Raw genomic sequence first — 20,587 nt, forward strand, 5'->3', positions numbered from 1 at the left:
CCCGTCCCCGCCCGCGCGCGTCAGCATCCGGCTAGCCTTGGACCATGGCACCTGAGAACTCCGCCGCGACGACGCGCACCGAATCAGACTCCATGGGCACCGTAGAGGTCGCCTCCGACCGCTACTGGGGGGCCCAGACCGAACGCTCCCTGCACAACTTCGACATCGGCCGCGAGACCTTCGTGCTCACCCGCCCCCTCATCCGGGCCCTGGGCGTGCTCAAGAAGTCCGCCGCCCTGGCCAACGCCGAGCTGGGCGAGCTGCCCCGGGAGATCGCCGATCTGATCGCCCAGGCCGGAGACGAGGTCATCTCCGGTGAGCTCGACTCCCACTTCCCGCTCGTAGTGTTCCAGACCGGCTCGGGAACCCAGTCCAACATGAACGCCAACGAGGTCATCTCCAACCGCGCCATTGAGCTGGCCGGCGGCCAGATGGGCTCCAAGAGCCCGGTCCACCCCAATGACCACGTCAACCGGGGCCAGTCCTCCAATGACACCTTCCCCACCGCCATGCACATTGCCGTCGTCTCCGAGCTGGCGGCCATGTACCCGCGCGTGCAGCAGCTGCGAGACACCCTGGACGCCAAGGCCAAGGAGTTCGACGACGTCGTCATGGTCGGCCGCACCCACCTGCAGGACGCCACCCCCATCCGCCTGGGCCAGGTCATCTCCGGCTGGGTCGCCCAGATCGACTTCGCGCTGGACGGTATCCGCTACGCCGACTCCCGCGCCCGTGAACTCGCCATCGGCGGTACCGCCGTCGGCACCGGCCTGAACGCCCACCCGAAGTTCGGGGAACTGACCGCCAAGAAGATCAGCGAGGAGACCGGCATCGAGTTCAAGCAGGCCGACAACCTCTTCGCCGCGCTCGGCGCCCACGACGCGCTCGTACTGGTCTCCGGCGCGCTGCGGGTGCTGGCCGACGCCCTGATGAAGATCGCCAACGACGTGCGCTGGTACGCCTCCGGCCCTCGCAACGGCATCGGCGAACTGATCATCCCCGAGAACGAGCCCGGCTCCTCCATCATGCCCGGCAAGGTCAACCCCACCCAGTGCGAGGCCATGACCATGGTCGCCACCAAGGTCTTCGGCAACGACGCTACCGTCGGCTTCGCCGGCAGCCAGGGCAACTTCCAGCTCAACGTGTTCAAGCCCGTCATGGCCTGGTGCGTGCTGGAGTCCATCCAACTGCTGGGTGACACCTGCGTGTCCTTCGATGAGAACTGCGCCTACGGCATCGAGCCCAACCGCGAGAAGATCCAGGCCAACCTGGAATCCAACCTTATGCAGGTCACCGCGCTCAACCGCCACATCGGCTACGACAAGGCCTCCAAGATCGCCAAGAACGCCCACAAGAAGGGGCTGTCCCTGCGCGAGTCCGCCCTCGAGCTGGGCTTCGTCACCGAGGCCGAGTTCGACGCTTGGGTGGTCCCGGCCGACATGACCCACCCGTCCGCCGCGGACGAGTGAGCTAGGCGGCCAGTCCTTCCTGAACGCATTTTGCATCACGGGCATCGTCCCCCGGCGGAACCTGACGTGCTGCCGGGGGACGATGTCGCATTCCCGTGGCCTGGGCGGGCGGCATGGGCCCGCTTCGGGAGGACGCAGCATGAGCGGTGTATTGGCTCCGCGGCGGCTAACCATGGCAGGCTTCGGCCATGACGCGCGCGAGTATCGTGGGCCTGGTTGTGGAGGCGCTGCTGATAGCGCTCGGCCTGGTGGCCATCGTCGGGGGCGACACCGAGCCGGCGGCGTACTGTTCGGCAGCCTGGGTGCTCTTGGCCCTGATCTACGTTGCCACCCTGCTGTGGGCTGCCTGGCGCCGTCGGGTGCTGCCAGACGACCGTGAGATTCGGGAGCCCGCACTCAGGCTGCATCGTCGGCTGGTTGCGCTTCTGGGCTCCGCGCCGGTCGTTGCGGCGCTTATGGGCCTGATCAATGCGCTGGCGGGAGCGAACATCCCCAGGAGCTGGTCGACCAGCTGTCCGGCGTGTACGGCGCCGCGCAGACGGCATCCCTGATCAGAGTGATTCAGGCAGTTGCCATCGTGATGACAATCCTGATGGCGGTGCTCGGCTGGGCTCTGCTGCACCTGGGGTACGCACGCCATTACGAGCGCCTGGACCATCTGTACGGGCCGTCCCTCAGGTTCCCCGGCACGACGGACCCGGACCTGACCGACTACGTGTACTTCTCCCTGACCGTGGGCACCACCTTCGCCACCTCTGATGTCATGGTGGTTTCTCGGCGCCTGCGCTGGACGGTGCTAGTGCACTCCGTCCTCGCCTTCTTCTACAACGCGATCGTCTTGGCAATCGCATTCCGATTGATTACCAGCTGACCACGGATCGTCGCCGGGCGGGACAGTCCAGGGGCAGGCCGGTGTGCGCCGCACTCAGGCCCAGGGCATCCCGACCAGCTTGCCGGTGTACGCCCCGGACGCCATGTCCCGCTGCGCCTGAACCACGTCCTCCAACGGGTAGGTGTGCACCGGCAGGAAGTCCAGGGCGCCCGTCTCAATCCGGTCCAGCACCCGCTGCAGCTCCGCCTCCGGCAGGTCGGAGGCCTGGCCGGAGTAGGTGGTCAGCCGCACCCCGTTCGGGATCCAGTCCAGCGGGTAGAAGTCCTTGATGGTCCACGAGTCCGACAGCATCCCGGTGAAGCACACGGTGCCGTGCACGGCGGTCGCCAGCAGCGAGTCGCGCAGCGTCGGCACACCCACCAGCTCCAGCACCGCGTCCACCCCCGCGGGCGCGTACCGGCGCACCTGCTCGGCCACGGCGCCGTCGTCGCGCAGTGCCGTCACGCCCCGGGAGGCGAGCAGCTCCAGTCCGGCCTCCCGGCGGGAAGTGGCGTAGACCGTGCAGCCCATGTCAAGCGCCAGCGCCGCTGTGGCCAGACCCAGCGCCGACGTGCCGCCGCGCACCAGCAGGCTCTGGCCGGGCTGCAGACTCAGCCCGGTGGTCAGGGAGCCGTAGGCGGTCTGCAGCGTCTCGGGCACCGAGCCGATCACCTCCCACGGCAGGCCGGAGTGAAAGGTGATGACCTGCTCGCGCGGCACCACCACGTACTGGGCGTAACCACCGTCGAAGGCGCGCCCCATGCCGCCCATCATGGTGACCGCCTGAGTTCCGGGAGCCAGCCGTCCCTCGGGATCCAGGTCCACGACGCCGGATGCCTCGATCCCCAGCACGCGCGGATAGCTCATGCCGCCGGCCTGCCCGGTCACCGAGTGGTACTCGCTGCGGTTCAGGCCGAAGGCCATGACCTTCAGTCGGACCCAGCCGGGGCGCGGCTGCGGGACGGGCACGTCCATCACGTGCAGATTCTCAATACCGGGGGCGGCCAGCACGGCGGCGCGCATGCTTGCGGGCGTAGTGGGGAGGGTACTCATCAGGTGGGACTCCTATGCGTTTGGGGAATCGAGAGCGGATGGAGCAGTGGATGGCGTGGGCACGTCGGCCTGCCCAGAGGCGGCGGAGGCCGCAGCAACGCCGAGCGTCCGCCGCAGCCAGTCGACCTCCGCGCGGCGCGACGCCGCCGCGATCCGGGTCATGCCGCGCCGGTACGGGTCGGTCTCGGCGGCCGCGCGGCGGGGTTCGCCGTCGTCGTAGAAGAAGGTCGGCGCCGGTGCGGCCAGAACCTCCAGGCGACGGCGCAGCACGGCCTCACGCTCCGCGCTGTCGGGCAGGCGGGACAGGAAGGCGAGGACTACCAGGAACCGTGGCATGGATGACAGGTCCGCCTCGCTCGGGTGCCGCAGCAACTCCTGCAGGCGCTCACGACCCGCAGCGGTGATTTCAATCCGCTTGCGAGGACGGCCGCGGGCCCCGGGCTCGTTGGTGCGGATGAGCAGGCCCGCCTTCTCCAGCCGCGCCAGGGCGGGGTAGAGGGCCCCCTCTGACAGGCGTCCCCCCGGCCCGTCCAGCTCAATAATCCGCTGCCGCAGCTCGTAGCCGTGTAGCGGGTGCTCATCAAGGAACCCTAGGATCTTGAGCTCAAGCACGGCCAATACACTACATCGAATCGACATATCCGCAAAGCGTTGTTACGGTAGGGCGACGTCGCCGCTCGGCGGAGGAGAGGAGACAGTCGTATGGGACTGGGAACCGGGACTCGGATCACCGGTGCGTCCGCGCCTGCCACCGCAGGTTCCAGGCCGGCCATGACAGGGGCCAGCACCATCGAGTTCTCCGATGTCACCAAGCGTTACCCGGCACCCGCGGGCAGTGAGCCCGCTGGCCGACGGGCCGCCGTCGACTCCTTCTCCGCCGTCCTGCCCGCCGGCTCCATAACCGTCCTGCTCGGCTCCTCGGGCTGTGGTAAGACCACGCTGCTGCGCATGGTCAATCGCATGGTAGAGCCGACCGAAGGCCGGATTCTGCTCGACGGTGAGGACGTCCAGGACGGCAGCCCGGTGGCCCTGCGCCGGTCCATCGGCTACGTCATGCAGAACGCGGGGCTGCTGCCACACAGGCGGGTGCTGGACAACATCACCCTGGTGCCGCGCCTGAACGGCACCGGCAAGTCCTCGGCCCGGGCGCGCGCCCTGGAGCTTATGGGCATGCTGGGGCTGGCGGAGGACCTGGCTGACCGCTACCCGGGCCAGCTCTCGGGTGGGCAGGCCCAGCGCGTCGGCGTGGCCCGCGCGCTCGCAGCCGACCCCGGCGTGCTTCTGATGGATGAGCCCTTCGGTGCGGTGGACCCCCTCGTGCGCCGCGACCTGCAGCGGGAGTTACTGCGCATTCAGGGTGAGCTCGCCAAGACCATCATCTTCGTCACCCACGACGTTGACGAGGCCCTGATGCTCGGCGACGAGATCATCCTCCTGCGCGAGGGCGCTCAGATCGCGCAGCGCGGCACCGGTGCGCAGCTGCTCTGCGATCCGGCCGACGACTTCGTCGCCCGCTTCCTCGGTCTCGACGACGCCGAGCGCGCCCTGCGCCTGGCCGACGTCGCCGGCAGCCGGGTGGTCCTGGACCGGGCCGGCCGGGCGATAGGGCGGATCGACGCGGACGCGGGAGCGCGCCCGTGACCTGGTTCCTGAACAATCTCCCGGCGATCGGCTCCTACCTGATCGCACACGTGAGTCAGGCGGTGCCCGCGATCGTGGCGACCCTGGTGCTCGCCATTCCGATCGCCCGCCTGACCCAGCGGCTCGGGCCGCTGCGCGGCATCCTCGTCTCGGGCGCCTCCCTGCTGTACGCCATCCCCTCCCTGGCACTGTTCGTGATCCTGCCGGTCGTGCTCGGCACCGGCATCCGCGACACTGTCAACGTTATCGTCGCACTGACCCTCTACGGCCTGGCCCTGCTGGTACCCACCACCGTGGACGCGCTTGACGCCGTCGACCAGCGCGTGCTCGACGCCGCCACCGCCATGGGCATGGGGGCGCTGCGCCGCTTCGCCACCGTGGAGCTGCCCCTGGCGGGCCCGGCAATCCTTGCCGGCCTGCGCGTCGTCACCGTCTCCACGGTCTCGCTGACCACGGTCGGGGCGGTGCTGGGCGTGCGCAGCCTGGGCTGGCTGTTCACCGACGGCTTTCAGCGCGGCATCACCGTGGAGATCCTCACCGGGATCGCCGCCACCGCCCTGCTCGCGGTCGCACTCGACGCCCTGGTGGTGCTGGGCGGGTGGGTGCTGCTGCCGTGGACGCGCCGCGCCCGCACGCGTGAGGGGGCTCCGGCGTGAACTACCTCGGTGAGGCGATCGCCTACATTTTCGCCGCCGCCAACTGGTCCGGTTCGCTCGGCATCGGGCGGCTGCTGGCGCAGCACATCGGCTACTCGGTGCTCGGGGTGGCCGTCGCCGCCGCCATCGGGGTGCCGTTGGGCTGGTGGATCGGACACACCGGGCGGGGGCGGGGCGCGGCCATCGCACTGGCCGGCGCCGTGCGAGCCCTGCCCACCCTCGGCCTGATCACCCTGTTCGGGCTCGCCCTCGGCGTGGGCCTGTCCGCTCCCATGCTCGCCTTCATCGTCCTGGCCCTGCCCAGCGTGCTGGCCGGTGCCTACACCGGCATTGAGTCCGCGGATCCCGTCGCCGTCGACGGCGCCCGCGCCAGCGGCATGAGTGAGATCCAGCTGCTCACCCGCGTGGAGATCCCGCTGGGCGCTCCGCTGCTTGTGGGGGGCCTGCGCTCGGCCACCCTGCAGGTGATCGCGACGGCGACGCTCGCTGCCTACACCGGCGCCGGCGGGCTTGGGCGGCTGATGTTCCTCGGCCTCAAGACCCAGGACTACGGCATGATGCTCGCCGCCTCGCTCGTTGTCATCGTGCTGGCCCTGCTCTCCGAAGTCCTCTTCATTCTCCTCCAGCGCGCCGTCACCCCGGTCGGTGCACGTAACCGAAAGGAATCCCCGTGAGTCCCAATGCTGATAAGCGCACGGTGCTCACGCGTCGCAGCGCCTTGGCCGGCGGTGGCCTGCTGGCCGTGGCCGCCACGCTCGCAGCCTGCTCCAACTCCGACCCGCTGTCCTCCAACACGGTCGCGGGCGGCTCCGGGACCATCGTGGTGGGCAGCCAGCAGTACTACTCCAATGAGATCATTGCCGAGCTGTACGCCCAGGCGCTCGAGCAGGCCGGCTTCACCGTCGACCGCCAGTATCAGATCGGGCAGCGCGAGGTTTACATCCCCGAGCTTGAGTCGGGGGCGATCAGCGTGCTGCCAGAGTATGGCGGCAATCTGCTGCAGTACTACGACTCCGAGACCGACACCACGGACTCTGACTCCGTCCACGCCGCCTTGTCGGACGTGCTCCCGGACTCGTTGATGGTGCTCGACTATGCCGAGGCCACCGACCAGGACTCCTACACGGTAACCAGCGACCTCGCCGCGGAATACGATCTGGTCTCCATCGGCGACCTGGCCAAGCTCGACGGCACCGTCATGGTGGCGGCGAACTCCGAGTTCAAGACTCGTCCCTATGGCCCGACGGGAATCAAGGCCGTCTACGGGGTGGATGCGGACGTCTATCCCGTGGAGGACTCCGGCGGGTCGCTTACCGTAGGCGCGCTCACGGATGGAACGGTGCAGGCGGCCGACATCTATACCTCCTCGCCCGCCATCGACGCCAACGACCTGGTGGTCCTGGAGGACCCGGAGGGCCTGATCCTGCCGCAGAACGTGACTCCGCTGGTCACCGCGGACCTCGATGAGGGCGCCGTCACCGCGATCAATGCCGTCTCCGCGCTGCTGACCACTGAGGCGCTGCGCGCGCTCAACGCCCGCTCGGTGGACGAGCAGCTCGACTCAGCCACGATCGCCACCGACTGGCTCACCGAGCAGGGCATCCTGTAGGCCTGCTCGCCGCGAAATTGGCTTGAGCCACCAGGCCCGTACGGTAACGAGCCGAGTTGGTCACTTAGCGCTCCTGTTGACGGGCCCGGTGGAAGCGCGCTCGATCAGCCGGGGGATCAACACCTGCTCGGTGGGCAGGTAGCGCTCTGCGGCCCTCCCGGCCGCCCGGTCCAGGGCCAGTTGTGACATGAGCGCGGGATTCTGGTCGATGGTGGTCAGCGGCACCAGGCCGGAGTCGAAGCGCCTGGCATTGTCGAAGCCGATCACACTGACCCGGTCCGGGACTCCCACCCCCGCGGAGAGCAACCCCTGGATGACCCCGGAGGCCACCCGATCATTGAAGGCCGACACCGCTGTAGGCGGATCACTGGAGGCGAGCATTTGCGCGGCTGCGCGTATGCCGTGCTCCTGCTCCAGCCCGCCGGCGATGATCTCCGCCTCGGCGGAAAGCCCATGGGCAGCCATCGCCGCGAGGTATCCGGCACGGCGCTCCGGGCTCGACGGAGCGCTTGCGCCGTCAACATGCACAATGCGGCGGTGCCCGAGCTGCACTAGGTGATCGACGGCCGCGGCAACCCCACCCCGGTCATCAACCCTGACCACGTCCACACCTGGGCACGCAAGCGGGCGGGCAACCGCGACGACGGGCACCTCCGCAGCAAGCATGCGCAACTGCGCAGCACCCAGTGACGGGCCGACCATGACCAGCGCCTCGCAGCGGTCCCGCAGCAGCGTCTCGGCTGCCCGGCGGTCGTTCACGGACCCCACTACGGCGGAGAGCACGAGCTCGTACCGGCCTGCCTCGGCCGCTGCGTACAGCCCGTCAATGATCTCGGCGTGGAAGGGCTGGTGGACGTCGAAGGTCACGCCGATTTGACTCGAGCGGCCCGACCTCAGGGAGCTTGCGCGCCTGTCAGGCCGGTATCCGAGCCGTGAGGCGACCGCCTTGACCCGGCGCCGCGTCTCCTGCGAGGCGCCGGCTGCATCGCGCATCACGATGGACACCAGTGACACCGAGCAGTTGGCCTCGCGCGCCACGTCAGCGAGTGTTACCTGCTTGCGCGACCGCTGCGCCATGGTGGCTCACCCCCGTGATTGTCCGTATCAAGCCTACGCCGAAGCATACGTGACAACAACTGTAATTTCTATAATTATAGCGGCCGGACTCGAGACCTCACGGTTTGGATTCGTTGAAATATCAGTGATTGTCGGGTGTGGTGTTACAGGCTGCGGCGCCTGCATGGTGGTTCGTCCCTAGAACGTGCTAGCGTATTTGTCATCACAAAGACCGCAGAGTCGTGGTCCTTGTGAAGCAATGCCGCGCAGCCCGGAGCGCTTGCGGCACACGACGAAGGAGTCCACCCATGATCAACAGTCCTACCCCGCCGGTTCGCATCGCCCTCATCGGTGCCGGCCGGATTGGAACGCACCACGCCACCGCAATCGCCCACGACCTGCACACCGCGGAGTTGGTGGCCGTTGTGGATCCCCGGGTCGAGGCCGCTCGCAACCTGGCCGAGCCGCTGGGAGCCCGCGCCGAGGCCGAGGCCACCGGAGTGCTGGCCGACCCTGATATCGACGCCGTGGTTGTCACCACGCCCGCCGCCCTGCACCACGACCTGATCGTCGAGGCCGCCGGGGCCGGCAAGCACGTGTTCACCGAGAAGCCCATCACCACCGAGCTGGATGAGGCCGCCGAGTGCGTCGAAGCGGCCAAACGTGCTGGTGTGGTGCTCCAGGTGGGATTCAACCGCCGCTTCGCACCCGGATTCATCGCGGCGCGTCGCGCCGTGGATGACGGCCGCGTCGGTACCCCGCAGCTACTGCGCTCGCTCACCCGCGACCCCGGCCCATACGGGGGCGATCCCGCTCGCACGCCCCTGTGGACGATCTTCTTGGAGACGCTCATTCATGACTTCGACACGCTGCGCTGGCTCAACCCCGGCGCCGAGGTAGACCAGGTGACCGCGCACGCGGATGCGCTCATCCGGCCGGACGCGCGCAGCGACGGCTTCCTGGACACCTCCGTGGTCAACCTGCACTTTGACAACGGTGCCTTCGCAACCGCCGAGGCCAGCTTCTCCGCCAGCTACGGCTACGACGTGCGCGGCGAGGTGTTCGGCGACGGCGGCATGGCCACGGCCGGCAGCGGGCGCACCACCGACATGGAGTTCTACGGTCCCGCCGGAGTCTCCTACGACACCTCCCGCGCGGACACCGACCTGCTGCACTCGGCCTATGTGGGGGAGTTCGCGGCCTTCGTGGAGGCGATCCGCGGCGGCAGCCCCGACATTCCCACCGGTGAGGACGGCGTCAAGGCCCTGGAGATCGCCCGCGCGGCCATCCTTTCCGTGCAGCAGTCCCGCACCGTTCGCCTTGAGGAGGTAACCCGATGAGCCCCGTGAACGTAGCCAATGACAATGCCTTCACCCTCGCGGCCTGCGCGGAGATGATCTTCACCGACCGGCCCTTCCTCGAGCGGGTCGACGCGATCGCCGCCCGGGGCCTGAGGGTGGAGATGTGGGACTGGACCAACAAGGATCTTGACGCGCTGGCGGCACGGCGGGCCGACGGCGTCGAGATCGTCTCCATGACCGGATACGTAGAGGGCGACCTGACCACGGACGACGGCATTTCCCGGCTGCTCACCACTGCTGAGCGGTCCCTCGCCGCCGCCGAGAAGATCGACTGCCCCCGGCTGAACGTGCACGGTACGGGCCTGGGGGAGGGCGGCATCCCAGTGGTCGCCAACGAGCACCCCACTCCCGGCGACTGGCTGCGCGCGGCCGACACCCTGCGCCGTCTGGCCGCGCTGGGGGAGCGGGAGGGAAGGATCTTCACCCTGGAGAACCTGAACCTCCCAGTGGATCACCCCGGTTGCCCCTTCGCCCTGGCCAAGGACACGCGCGCGCTGGTGGCGGCTGTCGACTCCCCGCACCTGCGGATGAACCTCGACCTCTATCACGCGCAGATCGGCGAGGGGAATCTGATCGAGCTATGCCGGGAATCCCAGCCCTGGATCGGCGAGATCCAGGTGGCGGATGTGCCTGGGCGCGCCCAGCCCGGCACCGGTGAGATCAACTATCGCGCCGTCGCCCTGGCCCTGGCGGAAATGGGATACCGCGGCACGGTGGCGATGGAGGCATTCGCCTCCGGCGCCAGTGACGACGCGCTGGATGACTTCATCCGCACCTTCACAGTCGAGGAGACTCGCTGATGACCACCGCCAGCGTCTCCGCTGAAAAGCGCAACATTGACCGGCGGCTGTTCACCATCCGCTCGATCGCCACGCTCGGCGGGCTCCTCTTCGGCTACGACACGGGCGTGATCTCCGGCGCGCTGCCGTTCCTGAAGCTGTCTCCCGCCGAGGGCGGGATGTCACTGACCGCCTTCAACGAGTCGATCGTCACCAGCTCGCTGACCGTGGGAGCGGCATTCGGGGCGCTAATCGGCGGACGCCTGTCCGACCGCTACGGGCGCAAGCGCAACATCATGACGGTGGCCGTCATCTTCCTGGTCGGTGCCGTCGGCTGCGCGCTGGCGCCGTCTTATCCCGCCCTCGTGGCATTCCGGTTCATCCTGGGCCTGGCCGTTGGCGGCGCCTCCGCCACCGTCCCCGTCTACCTGTCCGAGATCTCACCCGTCGAGATCCGCGGCACGATGGTCTCTCGCAACGAGTTGATGATCGTCACCGGACAGCTGCTGGCGTACACCTTCAACGCGATCATCGCCACGGCCTGGCCCGGGGCTCACGCCTGGCGGTGGATGCTCGTGCTCGCCTCACTGCCTGCGATCGGGCTATGGATCGGTATCCACCTGCTGCCCGAATCGCCGCGCTGGCTGGCCCGTAAAGGACGTGTCGCCGAGATGTGGGACGTGCTCAACCATGTCCGGATGGCCGACCAGGTTCAGGGCGAGGGCGAGGACATCGTGCGCCGCGTGGAGGAGGAGGCCCGTATGGGCAAGGGCTCCTGGGCGGATCTGCGCACTCCCTGGATTCGCAAGATCACCCTGATCGGTATCGGCCTGGCATTCCTGTCACAGCTCACCGGCGTCAACGGCATCATGTACTACGCCCCCACCATCCTGATCTCCACCGGTCTGGGGGCGCAGGCATCGATCGTGGCGACCATCGCCAACGGCGTGGTGTCGGTGATCTCGGTGTACATCGGCATCGCCTTCTTCCTCAAGCGGCTACCGCGCCGCCGGATGATCCTGACCGGTCAGTCCGGGTGCGTGGCCTCCTTGATCGCTCTGGGCCTGGTGTTCCTGCTGCCAGAGTCGACCGCCCGCAGCTACCTGGTGCTGCTGTTCATGCTGTCCTTCCTGTTCTTCATGCAGTGCTTCATCGGGGTGACCTTCTGGCTGATGCTCTCGGAGATCTTCCCGATGCGGGTGCGCGGCCTGGCCAACGGCGTGGCGGTGTTCTGCAACTGGATGGGCAACGTGATCGTCGCCTTCGCCTTCCCCAACCTCATTGAGGCCATCCAGGGCAATGTGTTCTTCGTGTTCGCCTTGGTGAACCTGGGCAGCCTGGCCTTCTACGCCAAGTTCCTGCCGGAGACCAAGGGGCACTCCCTGGAGGCGCTGGAGCGGATCTTCCAGGAGCGCTACTCCTGAGGGAGCCCTAGCGAGCGCACGGCAGAAAGTACGTCGGCGTCATGATCCGTAGGGCGCGCACCGTCTACCGGTGCGCGCCCCACGGTGGTCTCTACCTCCTGGTGCGCCGCCAGTGGTCCACCCGCCAGGACGCGTCCCCCGATACTGGCCGCCACTGTCCGCGCGGATCCGAGCGGGGGCCGCCGGGGTCCATCGGGACGGAGCGAGCGCCGGGGCATGCACCAGCCGCTGCGGGGCTATACCCGCCGCGGCTGCCCGCGCTCCGGCGTCGAGGTCGACGAGTGTTATGAGCAACTCGTCCACCAGGTCGGATTCAAGCGCCTGTTTGTAAACGGTGCCGCCGCCTATTACCCATACTCGTGGCAGGCTGCGGTAACCGTCCTCGCGTGGGTCCGGACCGAGGCTCCCGACGGCATCGTGGGCCGCCGCCAGCGCTTCGCGCAGATCGCCTGCCACGAGTGCTCCCGGCGCGGTCCAGTGGCTCCTTCGCGTCAGGACTACGTTGGCGCGCCCGTCCAGCGCGCCTCCGAGCGAGTCCCAGGTGGTGCGGCCCATGACGACGGCGCCTCCCCGGGTAGCCGCGCGGAAATGGCGGAAGTCCGCCGGTACCCGCCAGAGCATCTCGTCATCGGCGCCGATGACGCCGCTGCGGTCCTGCGCCCAGATCGCGCCTACTGGCTGTTGCCGACCCGGCTCCCCAGACGCCGGACCGGTGTGACTAACTGGGTTATTCACACCGCCACCGGAGCCTTGATGGTCGGATGGTGCTGGTAGCCGGCGGAGGCGTCAATGTCATCCATAGCGTACGCATCAATCGAATCCGCCCGCTCCAACCGCAGCCGGGGGAAGGGGTAGGCGAGTGGCACCCGGGAGAGCTGCTCGTGAACCTGGGTCACGTGATTGCTGTAGATGTGGCAGTCCCCGCCGGTCCACACCAGTTCACCTACCTCCAGCTCCGCCTGCTGGGCCAGCATGTGGGTCAGCAGCGCGTAGGAGGCAATGTTGAAGGGCACCCCCAGAAACAGGTCCGCCGAGCGCTGGTAGACCTGCAGAGACAGGCGCCCGTCGGCCACGTAGCACTGGAAGAAGGCATGGCAGGGCGCCAGGGCCATGCGGTCCAGCTCACCCACGTTCCAGGCGGATACGAGCATGCGCCGGGAATCGGGGTCGCGGCGCAGGGTGTCGATCACCCCGGCGATCTGGTCGATAACCCCGCCATCCCGCGCCGGCCAGCTGCGCCACTGGGCGCCGTAGATCGGGCCAAGCTCGCCGTCGGCGCCGGCCCACTCATCCCAGATGGTGATGCCGCGCTCCTGTAGCCAGCGGGCGTTCATGTCGCCGCGCAGGAACCACAGCAACTCGCCCTTCACGGCCTTCATGGCCACGAACTTCGTGGTGATGCGGGGAAAGCCCTTGGTCAGGTCGTAGCGCAGCTGCCTGCCGAACAGCGAGCGGGTTCCGGTGCCGGTACGGTCCCCCTTGCGGGCCCCATCGAGCAGGACTTCCGCCAGCAGCTCCTCGTAGGCGGTATCAACACCGTCCGGTGGCGTCAGTCCCATCCGCGAAAGGTGTGGGTACTCGCTACTGCTGCTGGCGTTGTCGCTCATGAATGCGTCTCCGTCTCATCCAGTGCATCTGCTGGGCGTGCCGCGCCCACACTATCGGTACTTGAGCGGATTGCGGGTACTCCCGCCACGCAAGAGGGATCGATCAAGCCGGGAAGCCCCCGCCGCGGCTCACGCCGCGTCGGGGTCGTCAAGCAGGTGCAGGCGAATGCCGGCCCCGTGCTCGATCGTGTGACCGACCGTGCAGCCGCGCTCGATGGCCCGCTCGACTCGCTCATTCAGCGTCTGCCGCTGCTCGGGGCTGAGCGAGGCGAAGTCGGCGATGATCTGCACATCAAAGTCGCTGTAGCGCTCCTCCTCCTCGTTCTTCAGCGTGGACACGATGAAGTTGGCGTCGAAGTCCTCGCCGAGAGCCTTGGCGAGCCGGTGATCCGCAGACAGGGTGTTGCAGGCGCCCAGGGCGATTTTGATCAGCTCCCCGGGGGAGAACTCGCCCTCGCCCATGCCCACGCGGACCTCGGCCCCGCGGGAATTGTGGCCCAGGTACTGCCGGGTGCCGGTGCGCTCGGCCCAAACCGAGTTGCTCTGCGTGGGGGTGATGATGTCATCGAGATTGTTCATGGCTGGATGGTGCCATGCGGTTCACCGGGAAGACCAGGACATGCGCGTTTGGCGGAACGGGAATATCCGCGGGCGTGCTCGTGGAATATCCGTGGGCTGCCCGCGGCGAGGTGAGCGGCGGGCCGGGCTGGACCACCCGGCAGGTTCACGCGTTGGCGAGCCAGGCTGCGCCGCGCCGCTGCTCGTCGGCCACAACTCTGCCGACTCTGGCAAGCGCCTTCTCCTCTACGCTGCGCCCGACCAGGGGCACCGAGACGGACAGGTCCAGGTCGACCACGACACTGGTGGACTCGCCGTCCGCGCCCGAACCCATGGACATGGCTGCGCCGACTTTTACCGGGGCGCCCTTGACGGTGGCCTCCAGGCTGCCGGTACGAGACCCGTCTGCCGCGGGTTCCGTCCAGGACTCGGTCAGTCCGAAGGAGACGGCGGAGCGGACGAAGCGCGCTGCTGCGGAAGGCAGGCGGGAGGGCGGCACCGAGCCGGAGGTGGTGGCGACGAATCCGCGCCCGCGGGCGGCGACGTCGACGCTCATGTCATTGAGCTGCAAGCGCTCGAAACGAGCTCGCTGATACGCGGGATCGGCCAGCATGGCGGCGACGCGTGCCGGATCGGCGGGGTAGGTGATGGTGACGCGCTTCTTCATGCCTACGATCCTGCCATGTATCGCTGACGATTAGCGTGCATCTACTACGCGTTGTGCCTACGCCCACGTTCTGGCAGGTAGGAGCCCCCGGGCGGACGGCTGGCCGGGGCCAGGCCGTGGACGCGGGTTCGCCGCGCAGCCGGTGCAAGGACGACGTGTGGCCGATTGGGCCGTGCATCCCGGTAGCATCGGGGCGTGTCGAGTCTTCTGCCCTCCTCGGTCCGCGGCATCGTCAGTCTGCCTCCCACAGACCTGGACTGGTTGCACCAGCTCATGGCGGACTGGCAGGTGGTTGCCGACTTGTCCGTGTCAGACCTGGTGCTGTGGGTGTACACCGATTCCGGTCGCTTCGTGGCCGCCGCACACTCGCGTCCGGCCACCGGTGCCACGGTCCACTTGGAGGACGTCATTGGGCGCCGCATGCCCGCCGCCCGCGAGGTCCTGGCCCTCGAGGCGTTGACGAGCGGGCAGATCGTGGTGGCTGCGGCGCCCGAGTGGACCGGCTCATCGGCGGTGCGTGAGGAGTACGTGCCGGTTATGCACAGTGGCCGGGCCATCGCCGTCATGACCCGGGAGACCGCCGTCGGCGTACTACGAGGCGGACGCATCGTGGACAAGCCCCTCGAGGTACTGGCGGATGCCCTGTGCCTGATGATCGCCCAGGGCGCTTTCCCCATCAACGGTGCCGCTACCGGCATGCGCCATGGCACACCGCGGGTGGGTGACGGCGTGGTCAGCCTCGACGACGACGGGGTGGTCACCTACGCCTCACCGAATGCGCAGTCCTGCTTCCACCGGCTCGGCGTCGCGGGCGACATCGAGGGATGCCAGCTCGCCGAGGCCGTCACCAGCATCATCCCCGAGCGCACGCCCGTGGATGAGACCATGGCGGTGGTGCTGATGGGACGGCAGGCCTGGCTGACCGAGGTGGAGGTCGGGGGCGTGTTCCTCTCACTGCGCTCCATCCCGCTGCGCCGGGACGGGGCCAGAGCCGGAGCGCTGCTGCTGGTGCGCGACGTCTCGGAGATCCGTCGCCGGGAGCAGGTGCTGATGAATAAGGACGCGACGATCCGCGAGATCCATCACCGCGTCAAGAACAACCTGCAGACAGTGTCTGCCCTGCTGCGCATGCAGGCTCGCCGTGCCACCAATGAGGAGACGCGCATCGCGCTGACCGAGGCGGAGCGCCGGGTGGGCACGATCGCCACCGTGCACGCGGCGCTCAGCCAGAACGTGGATGAGAAGGTCGACTTTGACGAGGTCTTCTCCTCAGTGCTCCGCTCGGCTGCCGCCGTCGCCACCCCCACCGGACACGTGTCCACCCGGTTGGAGGGGGAGTTCGGCATTGTCGACGCCGACTCCGCGCAGGCGCTCGCCACCGTACTGGCGGAGCTGGTGACCAACGCGGTTGAGCACGGCCTGGAGGACCGCGACGGCACCGTGACAGTTCGGGCACAGCGCGAGGGCAGCCGACTGACCGTCCACGTGATCGACGACGGAGTGGGCCTGGTGCCCGGCACGGAGATGACCGGTCTGGGCACGCGGATTGTGAGCACACTCGTGCGCGGCGAGCTGTGCGGCTCGATTGACTGGCGGCCCGCACCCAGCGGGCGCGGCACAGACGTAGTAGTGCATGCCCAGCTGAGTGACTAGCGGGGCGATCGGTGCGCCTGGTCTGTGCTCGTGCGCATGTGGCGCCCCGGGCACTCCCCGGACCTGGCGCGCACCCAGGCCGTGGAGCACCTGCCTGAGAACCCGCTGCTATCAGGCGGTGTCACGCGCGCGGCGGTGCGAATTAGTCAGTCCTGTTCAGTTCGCTTCCCGGAGCGGAGATCGGGGAGCGCAGGGCATCCAGCCCAGGGGCGGCGCTCGAAGGCGCTCAGGAGGACCTGCGGGCGCGAGCGGCGCGGCGCTTCAGCGAGCGGCGCTCATCCTCGCTCATACCGCCCCACACTCCGGCGTCCTGGCCGTTCTCCAGAGCCCACTTCAGGCAGGTGTCCACGACCTCGCAGCGGGCGCACACCTCCTTGGCCTCAGCGATCTGCGCGATCGCGGGGCCGGTGTTGCCGACGGGGAAGAACAGTTCCGGGTCGACCGTGAGACAAGCTGCCTGGCTCCGCCAATCCATAGAGGCTCCCTTCGGGGACATGAGTGCTGCTGCGGTGCGCGTTACGTGCCGTCCCGAAATCGCCGAGGCGGGCGTTGGACCACCGCGTCCTGCCCCAACTTTCACACGCTCACCGGGCCGGGGCAAGACCCCGTAGGTGAGAGCTGTGCCGACGGCCTGTCGTGATGGTCACAGTCAACTGCGGTGTTACTGCAACGGTTACAGGGGTGAAACCTCGGCCTGGCGCCAGGCAGGCCAACAGCTGGCGGAGCCCGGTGCCAATGCGCGCGCATGGGGCGCTCACTGCTCATCCACCCGGGCGGCCGACTCACGCACGACCTGCAGCGGGGTCAGGCCGCCGCGCCACACCAGCACGCCGCGTCCCGGCACGGTGGCGCCGCGCGGGTCAATACTGCCGCGCAGCTGCCTGCCCGCGGCCTGCGCGGCCGGTCCCAGGCCCGGCCACAGCACCAGCACGGCCCCTCGTTCCCGCAGCAGGGCAAGCGGACCCCGATAAGTGCCGGCCGCGCGCTCCGTGGTCGCGGAGGCGATCACACAGCGCCCCTGGCTCACCGCCGCCTCCACGCGCGCCTGCACCCCGGGGTCACTCAGGTCCAGGTCATCGGCGACGAGCGGGGCGGAGGCATCCGCGCCGACGGCGGCGTGAGCACAGCGGGCCAGCGCCGCAACCGCGGTACTGCGTCCGGATCCGGGAGGCCCAACCACGAGCACACACCCACCGGGCAGCGGCACCGGGGCGGCGCTGTCACCGCCCACCGCCCAAACGCCCGGAGCGGACGGCACTGTTATGGGGATTTCCTCCAGCCGGCGCAAACCGGGGCCGGGGCCGCGGTGCTCGTCCGGCTCGGGCAGAACCACCTGACATGCGGTGGATTCGCCGCCGTCGAGCAGTACGCCGCGCCCCGGCCCCCGACCCGTGACGACGCCACGCGGCAACCCCGCCAGGGAGGCCTGAGTCGGCTGCACGGCCCCGAGCACCAGCCGCCGCCGTAGCGGTACGGTCCAACGCGCATTGGCTACCGTCAGCGGCGCAGCCACCAGCACCCCGGTCCCGGTCGAGGCGGCCGCGCGCACCACTGACTCGAGCAGCGCCAGTCCTTCACCCGGTCCGAGCGCCTCGTCCACAGACGCCAGCATGACGTCGACGTCGTCAATGGCCAGCAGGTCCCCGCGCAACGATCCCGCGGCCGCCAACGACCAAAGACGTGCCAGGCGCCGGGGATCGTCCCCTCCCACGACGGTACCCACCCCGGCCCGTCCCGCCAGCTCGGCCGGAGCGGAGTGCGGCTGTGCGCACACGTGCACATTCACGCCGCGGGCGAGCGCCCCCACCGCGGCCGAGTACACGGCCGTCGAGCGCCCGCATCCCGCTGCCCCCAGCACCAGCAGCGGCTCTGCCGGAGACCATACCCACGTGCTCAGGCGCTGCTGCTCGGGCAGGTCCGTCAGTAGCAGGATGCAGTCCGCGGAGCCAGCAGTGCCCTGCGCCTGCTCCGGCAGCGTCCCCGGGGCGGGCGCGGGCGCCTCGCGGGCGGCGGCGAGTGCCCGCGCCTGCCGACGGCGCACCCGCGCAGGCAGTGGTGGTGCCCAGGGGCGCCACGGGGTGATCGTGCCGGCCGCGGCGGCGACCTCCTCGATCAGGGCCGCCAGATGGCGCTCTGTGCCGCACCAGGGCGCCTGCAGCACCTCGCCCGCCTGCACCTGCGTCCCGGTGGACGTAAGCACTCGGCCCGGGTGCGCGGGCAGGTGCGCGGCGCCGTCATGACCCAGTACGTCGCGGGAGTCCGCCGGATCCAGCACGCGCAGGCACACGCGCAGATTCGTGTTCGCGCGGATCGTGGGGGACACGGCGCCGCCCGGACGCTGCGTTGACAGAATCAGGTGGATACCGAGGCTGCGGCCCTGCGCGGCCACCCTGACCAGCGAGTCGAGCACCTCCGGGTGCTCCGCTGCCAGGGTGGCGAACTCGTCAACCACCAGCACTAGCCTGGCGGGCGCGATTCCCGCAGCCAGGTAGGAGATGTCCTTGGCGCGGTGGTCGGCGAGCAGGCGCTCGCGGCGGCGCACTTCGGCCTCGAGTGACTCCAGGGCGCGGCGGGTGCCCGCCGGATCCAGGTCGGTCAGGACCCCGGCCGTGTGCGGCAGCTGGGCCAGCGGGCCGAAGGCGGCCCCGCCCTTGTAATCGACCAGGACCAGCGTCAGTGCCGTCGGTGGCCGGGAGGCCGCCAGCTGCAGCAGCCAGGAGATGAGCAGCTCCGACTTGCCCGAACCGGTTGTGCCCGCGAGCAGCGCGTGGGGACCATCCCGGACCAAGTCGACGGATACCGGCCCGCGGGAACCCACGCCCAGGACGGCCGGCAGGCCTGCAGACACCGCCTGCCAGCGACGTCGCAGAAGCGCTCGATCCAGGTCGGTGCACACCTCCTCTATCCGCACGCTTCCCGGTAGCTCGGCGGTCCGCCCGGCGGCCTCGTCGGTGCCGGGCAGCGGGATCCCCGCAGCAGCCAGGAGGACCGACCACCAGCGCTCACCGGGATCCACGGTCCGCCCGCGCACCGGCAGCACGCTGACAGCTACGGCCGCCCCCGTCAGCATCCCCGAGTCCGCGGCGCTCACGCTGACTTCCGACCGCCTGCCCTCGGGTCCCCAGGAGACATGCACAGCGGTAGCGTCCGCCTGCACCTGCCCGACTCCGCGCGCCAGCACCTGCGCGCCCCACCAACGCACGGCTGCTACCGCCATCGGCCCGGTCAGGGCGACGGAGTCGCCGGCGGCCACCCGTAACACCGTCCGACGCCGTCGGCGGCCGGTCCAGGCACGGACCTCATCCGCTTCCCTGGAGGAGGACTGCGCCCGGTGGGGCCCGCGCTCCCCGGCGTGCCGCACAGCAACGGCCAGAAGCATGCCCGCGGGGTCGGGAGTGCGCGCGCGCCGTCCGCGCCATCCCGCGGTGCCGGATACCGTCCGGCCCCGCCGATTCCCAAGCATCGGCACGAACCGAAGTAGCAGCATCACCCCCATGGGCGCCATGGCCAGCGCTCCCAGCGCTCCGCGGTTCCCGGTGCGAATAGTGACAACTACTAGCGTCACCAGCAGCCCGGCGGCCAGCCCCGAACCGAGGAGCATCCACCGGCTTTGCGCCGGTGTGGGCGGCTGCGGCGGGTGCAGGTCCGCGGGACGAGGACGCAGCTCCACCAGCGTCTCACCTAGGCGCAGCCGAGCTCCCGCGCGGCATTTCCGGGGCCGTGATCCCAACTTGCGCCAGCACCAGCGCCTGCGCACGCGCACACCGTTAGCGGAACCCGCATCCGACAGCAGCACACCGCGGTGGGTTTGCCGTACTCGTAGGTGCGATCGGGAGATGGCCCGATCCGTGAGCACCCCGTCACGGCCGATGGTGCCCCGCTCGGGCAACGGGACTACGAGGCCCTCATCGCAACCGTCGAGCACCGCCAGATGCCAGGCAGATGCCAGCGCCTCGCGGGCGGCGGAAGCGGCCGGTGCGGCGGGGTCGGTCATCGTTGGGCCGGGCGCGGACGCACCGGTCCCGGCCAGCGGTGGCGCGGGCGGTAGGAGCGAATCGGTGTGCATGGGCTGAGCCTGCTCCAGGCGGCCGGTACTGCGGGGCGGGCCTGGGGATGGGCCGCGCCCGCGCTGCTGCCAACGACGCCTGTGGATAGCGGCGCGTATCAGCCTTGGTCGGTAAGG

At 69.2% G+C, this 20,587-nt stretch carries 20 protein-coding genes; 11 read left to right on the top strand and 9 right to left on the bottom strand.

The genetic code is table 11. The features are described 5' to 3' along the window. Positions 1-44 precede the first annotated feature (44 nt). From fumC to CWT12_RS13400, 3 genes are all read left to right on the top strand, one after another. The gene (gene fumC / locus CWT12_RS04605) at positions 45-1,469 is read left to right on the top strand and encodes a class II fumarate hydratase (protein ID WP_161923880.1); all 1,425 of its coding nucleotides are present in this window, start codon (positions 45-47) and stop codon (positions 1,467-1,469) included. Positions 1,470-1,657: 188 nt separating this feature from the next. Continuing rightward, positions 1,658-2,020 carry a hypothetical protein gene (locus CWT12_RS13395; RefSeq protein ID WP_202616277.1) on the top strand — a complete coding sequence of 121 codons (363 nt, stop codon included), beginning with the start codon at positions 1,658-1,660 and terminating at the stop codon, positions 2,018-2,020. A 5-nt stretch (positions 2,021-2,025) separates the two neighbouring features. Beyond that, positions 2,026-2,340: a DUF1345 domain-containing protein gene (locus CWT12_RS13400; protein WP_202616278.1), complete on the top strand. Its 315-nt coding sequence runs from the start codon at positions 2,026-2,028 to the stop codon at positions 2,338-2,340. Between the two features lie 54 nt (positions 2,341-2,394). On the opposite strand, the gene CWT12_RS04615 is transcribed toward CWT12_RS13400, so the two are convergent. Continuing rightward, positions 2,395-3,393 (bottom strand): zinc-binding dehydrogenase, encoded by a 999-nt coding sequence (locus CWT12_RS04615; protein ID WP_161923881.1) that lies wholly within the window; start codon positions 3,391-3,393, stop codon positions 2,395-2,397. 12 nt (positions 3,394-3,405) lie between these two features. Continuing rightward, on the bottom strand, positions 3,406-4,005 hold the full coding sequence (locus tag CWT12_RS04620; RefSeq protein ID WP_161923882.1) for a PadR family transcriptional regulator: 600 nt from the start codon (positions 4,003-4,005) through the stop codon (positions 3,406-3,408). A gap of 159 nt (positions 4,006-4,164) precedes the next feature. On the opposite strand from CWT12_RS04620, the gene CWT12_RS04625 reads away from it, so the two are divergent. Genes CWT12_RS04625 through CWT12_RS04640 form a run of 4 tightly spaced genes read left to right on the top strand, consistent with a single transcriptional unit; the run spans position 4,165 to position 7,299 of the window. Continuing rightward, a complete protein-coding gene (locus tag CWT12_RS04625; protein ID WP_161923883.1) occupies positions 4,165-5,034 on the top strand; it encodes an ABC transporter ATP-binding protein in 870 nt (289 codons plus the stop codon). Next, a complete protein-coding gene (locus tag CWT12_RS04630) occupies positions 5,031-5,690 on the top strand; it encodes an ABC transporter permease (RefSeq protein ID WP_161923884.1) in 660 nt (219 codons plus the stop codon). Before CWT12_RS04625 ends, CWT12_RS04630 begins: the two co-directional genes overlap by 4 nt. Beyond that, a complete protein-coding gene (locus CWT12_RS04635) occupies positions 5,687-6,364 on the top strand; it encodes an ABC transporter permease (RefSeq protein ID WP_161923885.1) in 678 nt (225 codons plus the stop codon). The genes CWT12_RS04630 and CWT12_RS04635 overlap by 4 nt, the downstream gene beginning before the upstream one ends. After that, complete coding sequence (locus tag CWT12_RS04640) at positions 6,355-7,299, top strand: ABC transporter substrate-binding protein (protein WP_202616316.1); 945 nt, start codon at positions 6,355-6,357, stop codon at positions 7,297-7,299. Before CWT12_RS04635 ends, CWT12_RS04640 begins: the two co-directional genes overlap by 10 nt. Before the next feature lie 60 nt (positions 7,300-7,359). On the opposite strand, the gene CWT12_RS04645 is transcribed toward CWT12_RS04640, so the two are convergent. Continuing rightward, complete coding sequence (locus CWT12_RS04645; protein WP_161923887.1) at positions 7,360-8,376, bottom strand: LacI family DNA-binding transcriptional regulator; 1,017 nt, start codon at positions 8,374-8,376, stop codon at positions 7,360-7,362. Between the two features lie 287 nt (positions 8,377-8,663). Here CWT12_RS04645 and CWT12_RS04650 point away from each other — a divergent pair, with 287 nt between their 5' ends. The 3 genes from CWT12_RS04650 to CWT12_RS04660 are packed head-to-tail and all read left to right on the top strand — an operon-like array spanning position 8,664 to position 11,919. After that, a complete protein-coding gene (locus CWT12_RS04650) occupies positions 8,664-9,695 on the top strand; it encodes a Gfo/Idh/MocA family oxidoreductase (RefSeq protein WP_161923888.1) in 1,032 nt (343 codons plus the stop codon). Beyond that, on the top strand, positions 9,692-10,516 hold the full coding sequence (locus CWT12_RS04655) for a TIM barrel protein (protein ID WP_161923889.1): 825 nt from the start codon (positions 9,692-9,694) through the stop codon (positions 10,514-10,516). Before CWT12_RS04650 ends, CWT12_RS04655 begins: the two co-directional genes overlap by 4 nt. After that, positions 10,516-11,919 (top strand): sugar porter family MFS transporter, encoded by a 1,404-nt coding sequence (locus CWT12_RS04660; RefSeq protein WP_161923890.1) that lies wholly within the window; start codon positions 10,516-10,518, stop codon positions 11,917-11,919. The genes CWT12_RS04655 and CWT12_RS04660 overlap by 1 nt, the downstream gene beginning before the upstream one ends. 39 nt (positions 11,920-11,958) lie before the next feature. On the opposite strand, the gene CWT12_RS04665 is transcribed toward CWT12_RS04660, so the two are convergent. The 4 genes from CWT12_RS04665 to CWT12_RS04680 all read right to left on the bottom strand — a co-directional run bounded on the left by CWT12_RS04665 (position 11,959) and on the right by CWT12_RS04680 (position 14,751). Beyond that, a complete protein-coding gene (locus CWT12_RS04665) occupies positions 11,959-12,654 on the bottom strand; it encodes a dihydrofolate reductase (protein WP_337247909.1) in 696 nt (231 codons plus the stop codon). Further along, a complete protein-coding gene (locus CWT12_RS04670) occupies positions 12,651-13,526 on the bottom strand; it encodes a thymidylate synthase (RefSeq protein ID WP_161923891.1) in 876 nt (291 codons plus the stop codon). The genes CWT12_RS04665 and CWT12_RS04670 overlap by 4 nt, the downstream gene beginning before the upstream one ends. Before the next feature lie 129 nt (positions 13,527-13,655). After that, positions 13,656-14,105 (bottom strand): OsmC family protein, encoded by a 450-nt coding sequence (locus CWT12_RS04675; RefSeq protein WP_161923892.1) that lies wholly within the window; start codon positions 14,103-14,105, stop codon positions 13,656-13,658. A 145-nt stretch (positions 14,106-14,250) separates the two neighbouring features. After that, a complete protein-coding gene (locus CWT12_RS04680; protein ID WP_161923893.1) occupies positions 14,251-14,751 on the bottom strand; it encodes a DUF2505 domain-containing protein in 501 nt (166 codons plus the stop codon). Positions 14,752-14,946: 195 nt separating this feature from the next. Here CWT12_RS04680 and CWT12_RS04685 point away from each other — a divergent pair, with 195 nt between their 5' ends. After that, the gene (locus tag CWT12_RS04685) at positions 14,947-16,404 is read left to right on the top strand and encodes a sensor histidine kinase (RefSeq protein WP_161923894.1); all 1,458 of its coding nucleotides are present in this window, start codon (positions 14,947-14,949) and stop codon (positions 16,402-16,404) included. Positions 16,405-16,630: 226 nt separating this feature from the next. Here CWT12_RS04685 and CWT12_RS04690 read toward each other — a convergent pair whose 3' ends face one another. Next, the gene (locus tag CWT12_RS04690; RefSeq protein WP_008729815.1) at positions 16,631-16,879 is read right to left on the bottom strand and encodes a WhiB family transcriptional regulator; all 249 of its coding nucleotides are present in this window, start codon (positions 16,877-16,879) and stop codon (positions 16,631-16,633) included. A 279-nt stretch (positions 16,880-17,158) separates the two neighbouring features. Next, positions 17,159-20,470, bottom strand: a complete 3,312-nt coding sequence (locus CWT12_RS04695; protein ID WP_161923895.1) for an FtsK/SpoIIIE domain-containing protein — start codon at positions 20,468-20,470, stop codon at positions 17,159-17,161. Positions 20,471-20,587 lie beyond the last annotated feature (117 nt).

It is taken from the genome of Actinomyces sp. 432, from assembly GCF_009930875.1.
GTDB lineage: Bacteria > Actinomycetota > Actinomycetes > Actinomycetales > Actinomycetaceae > Actinomyces.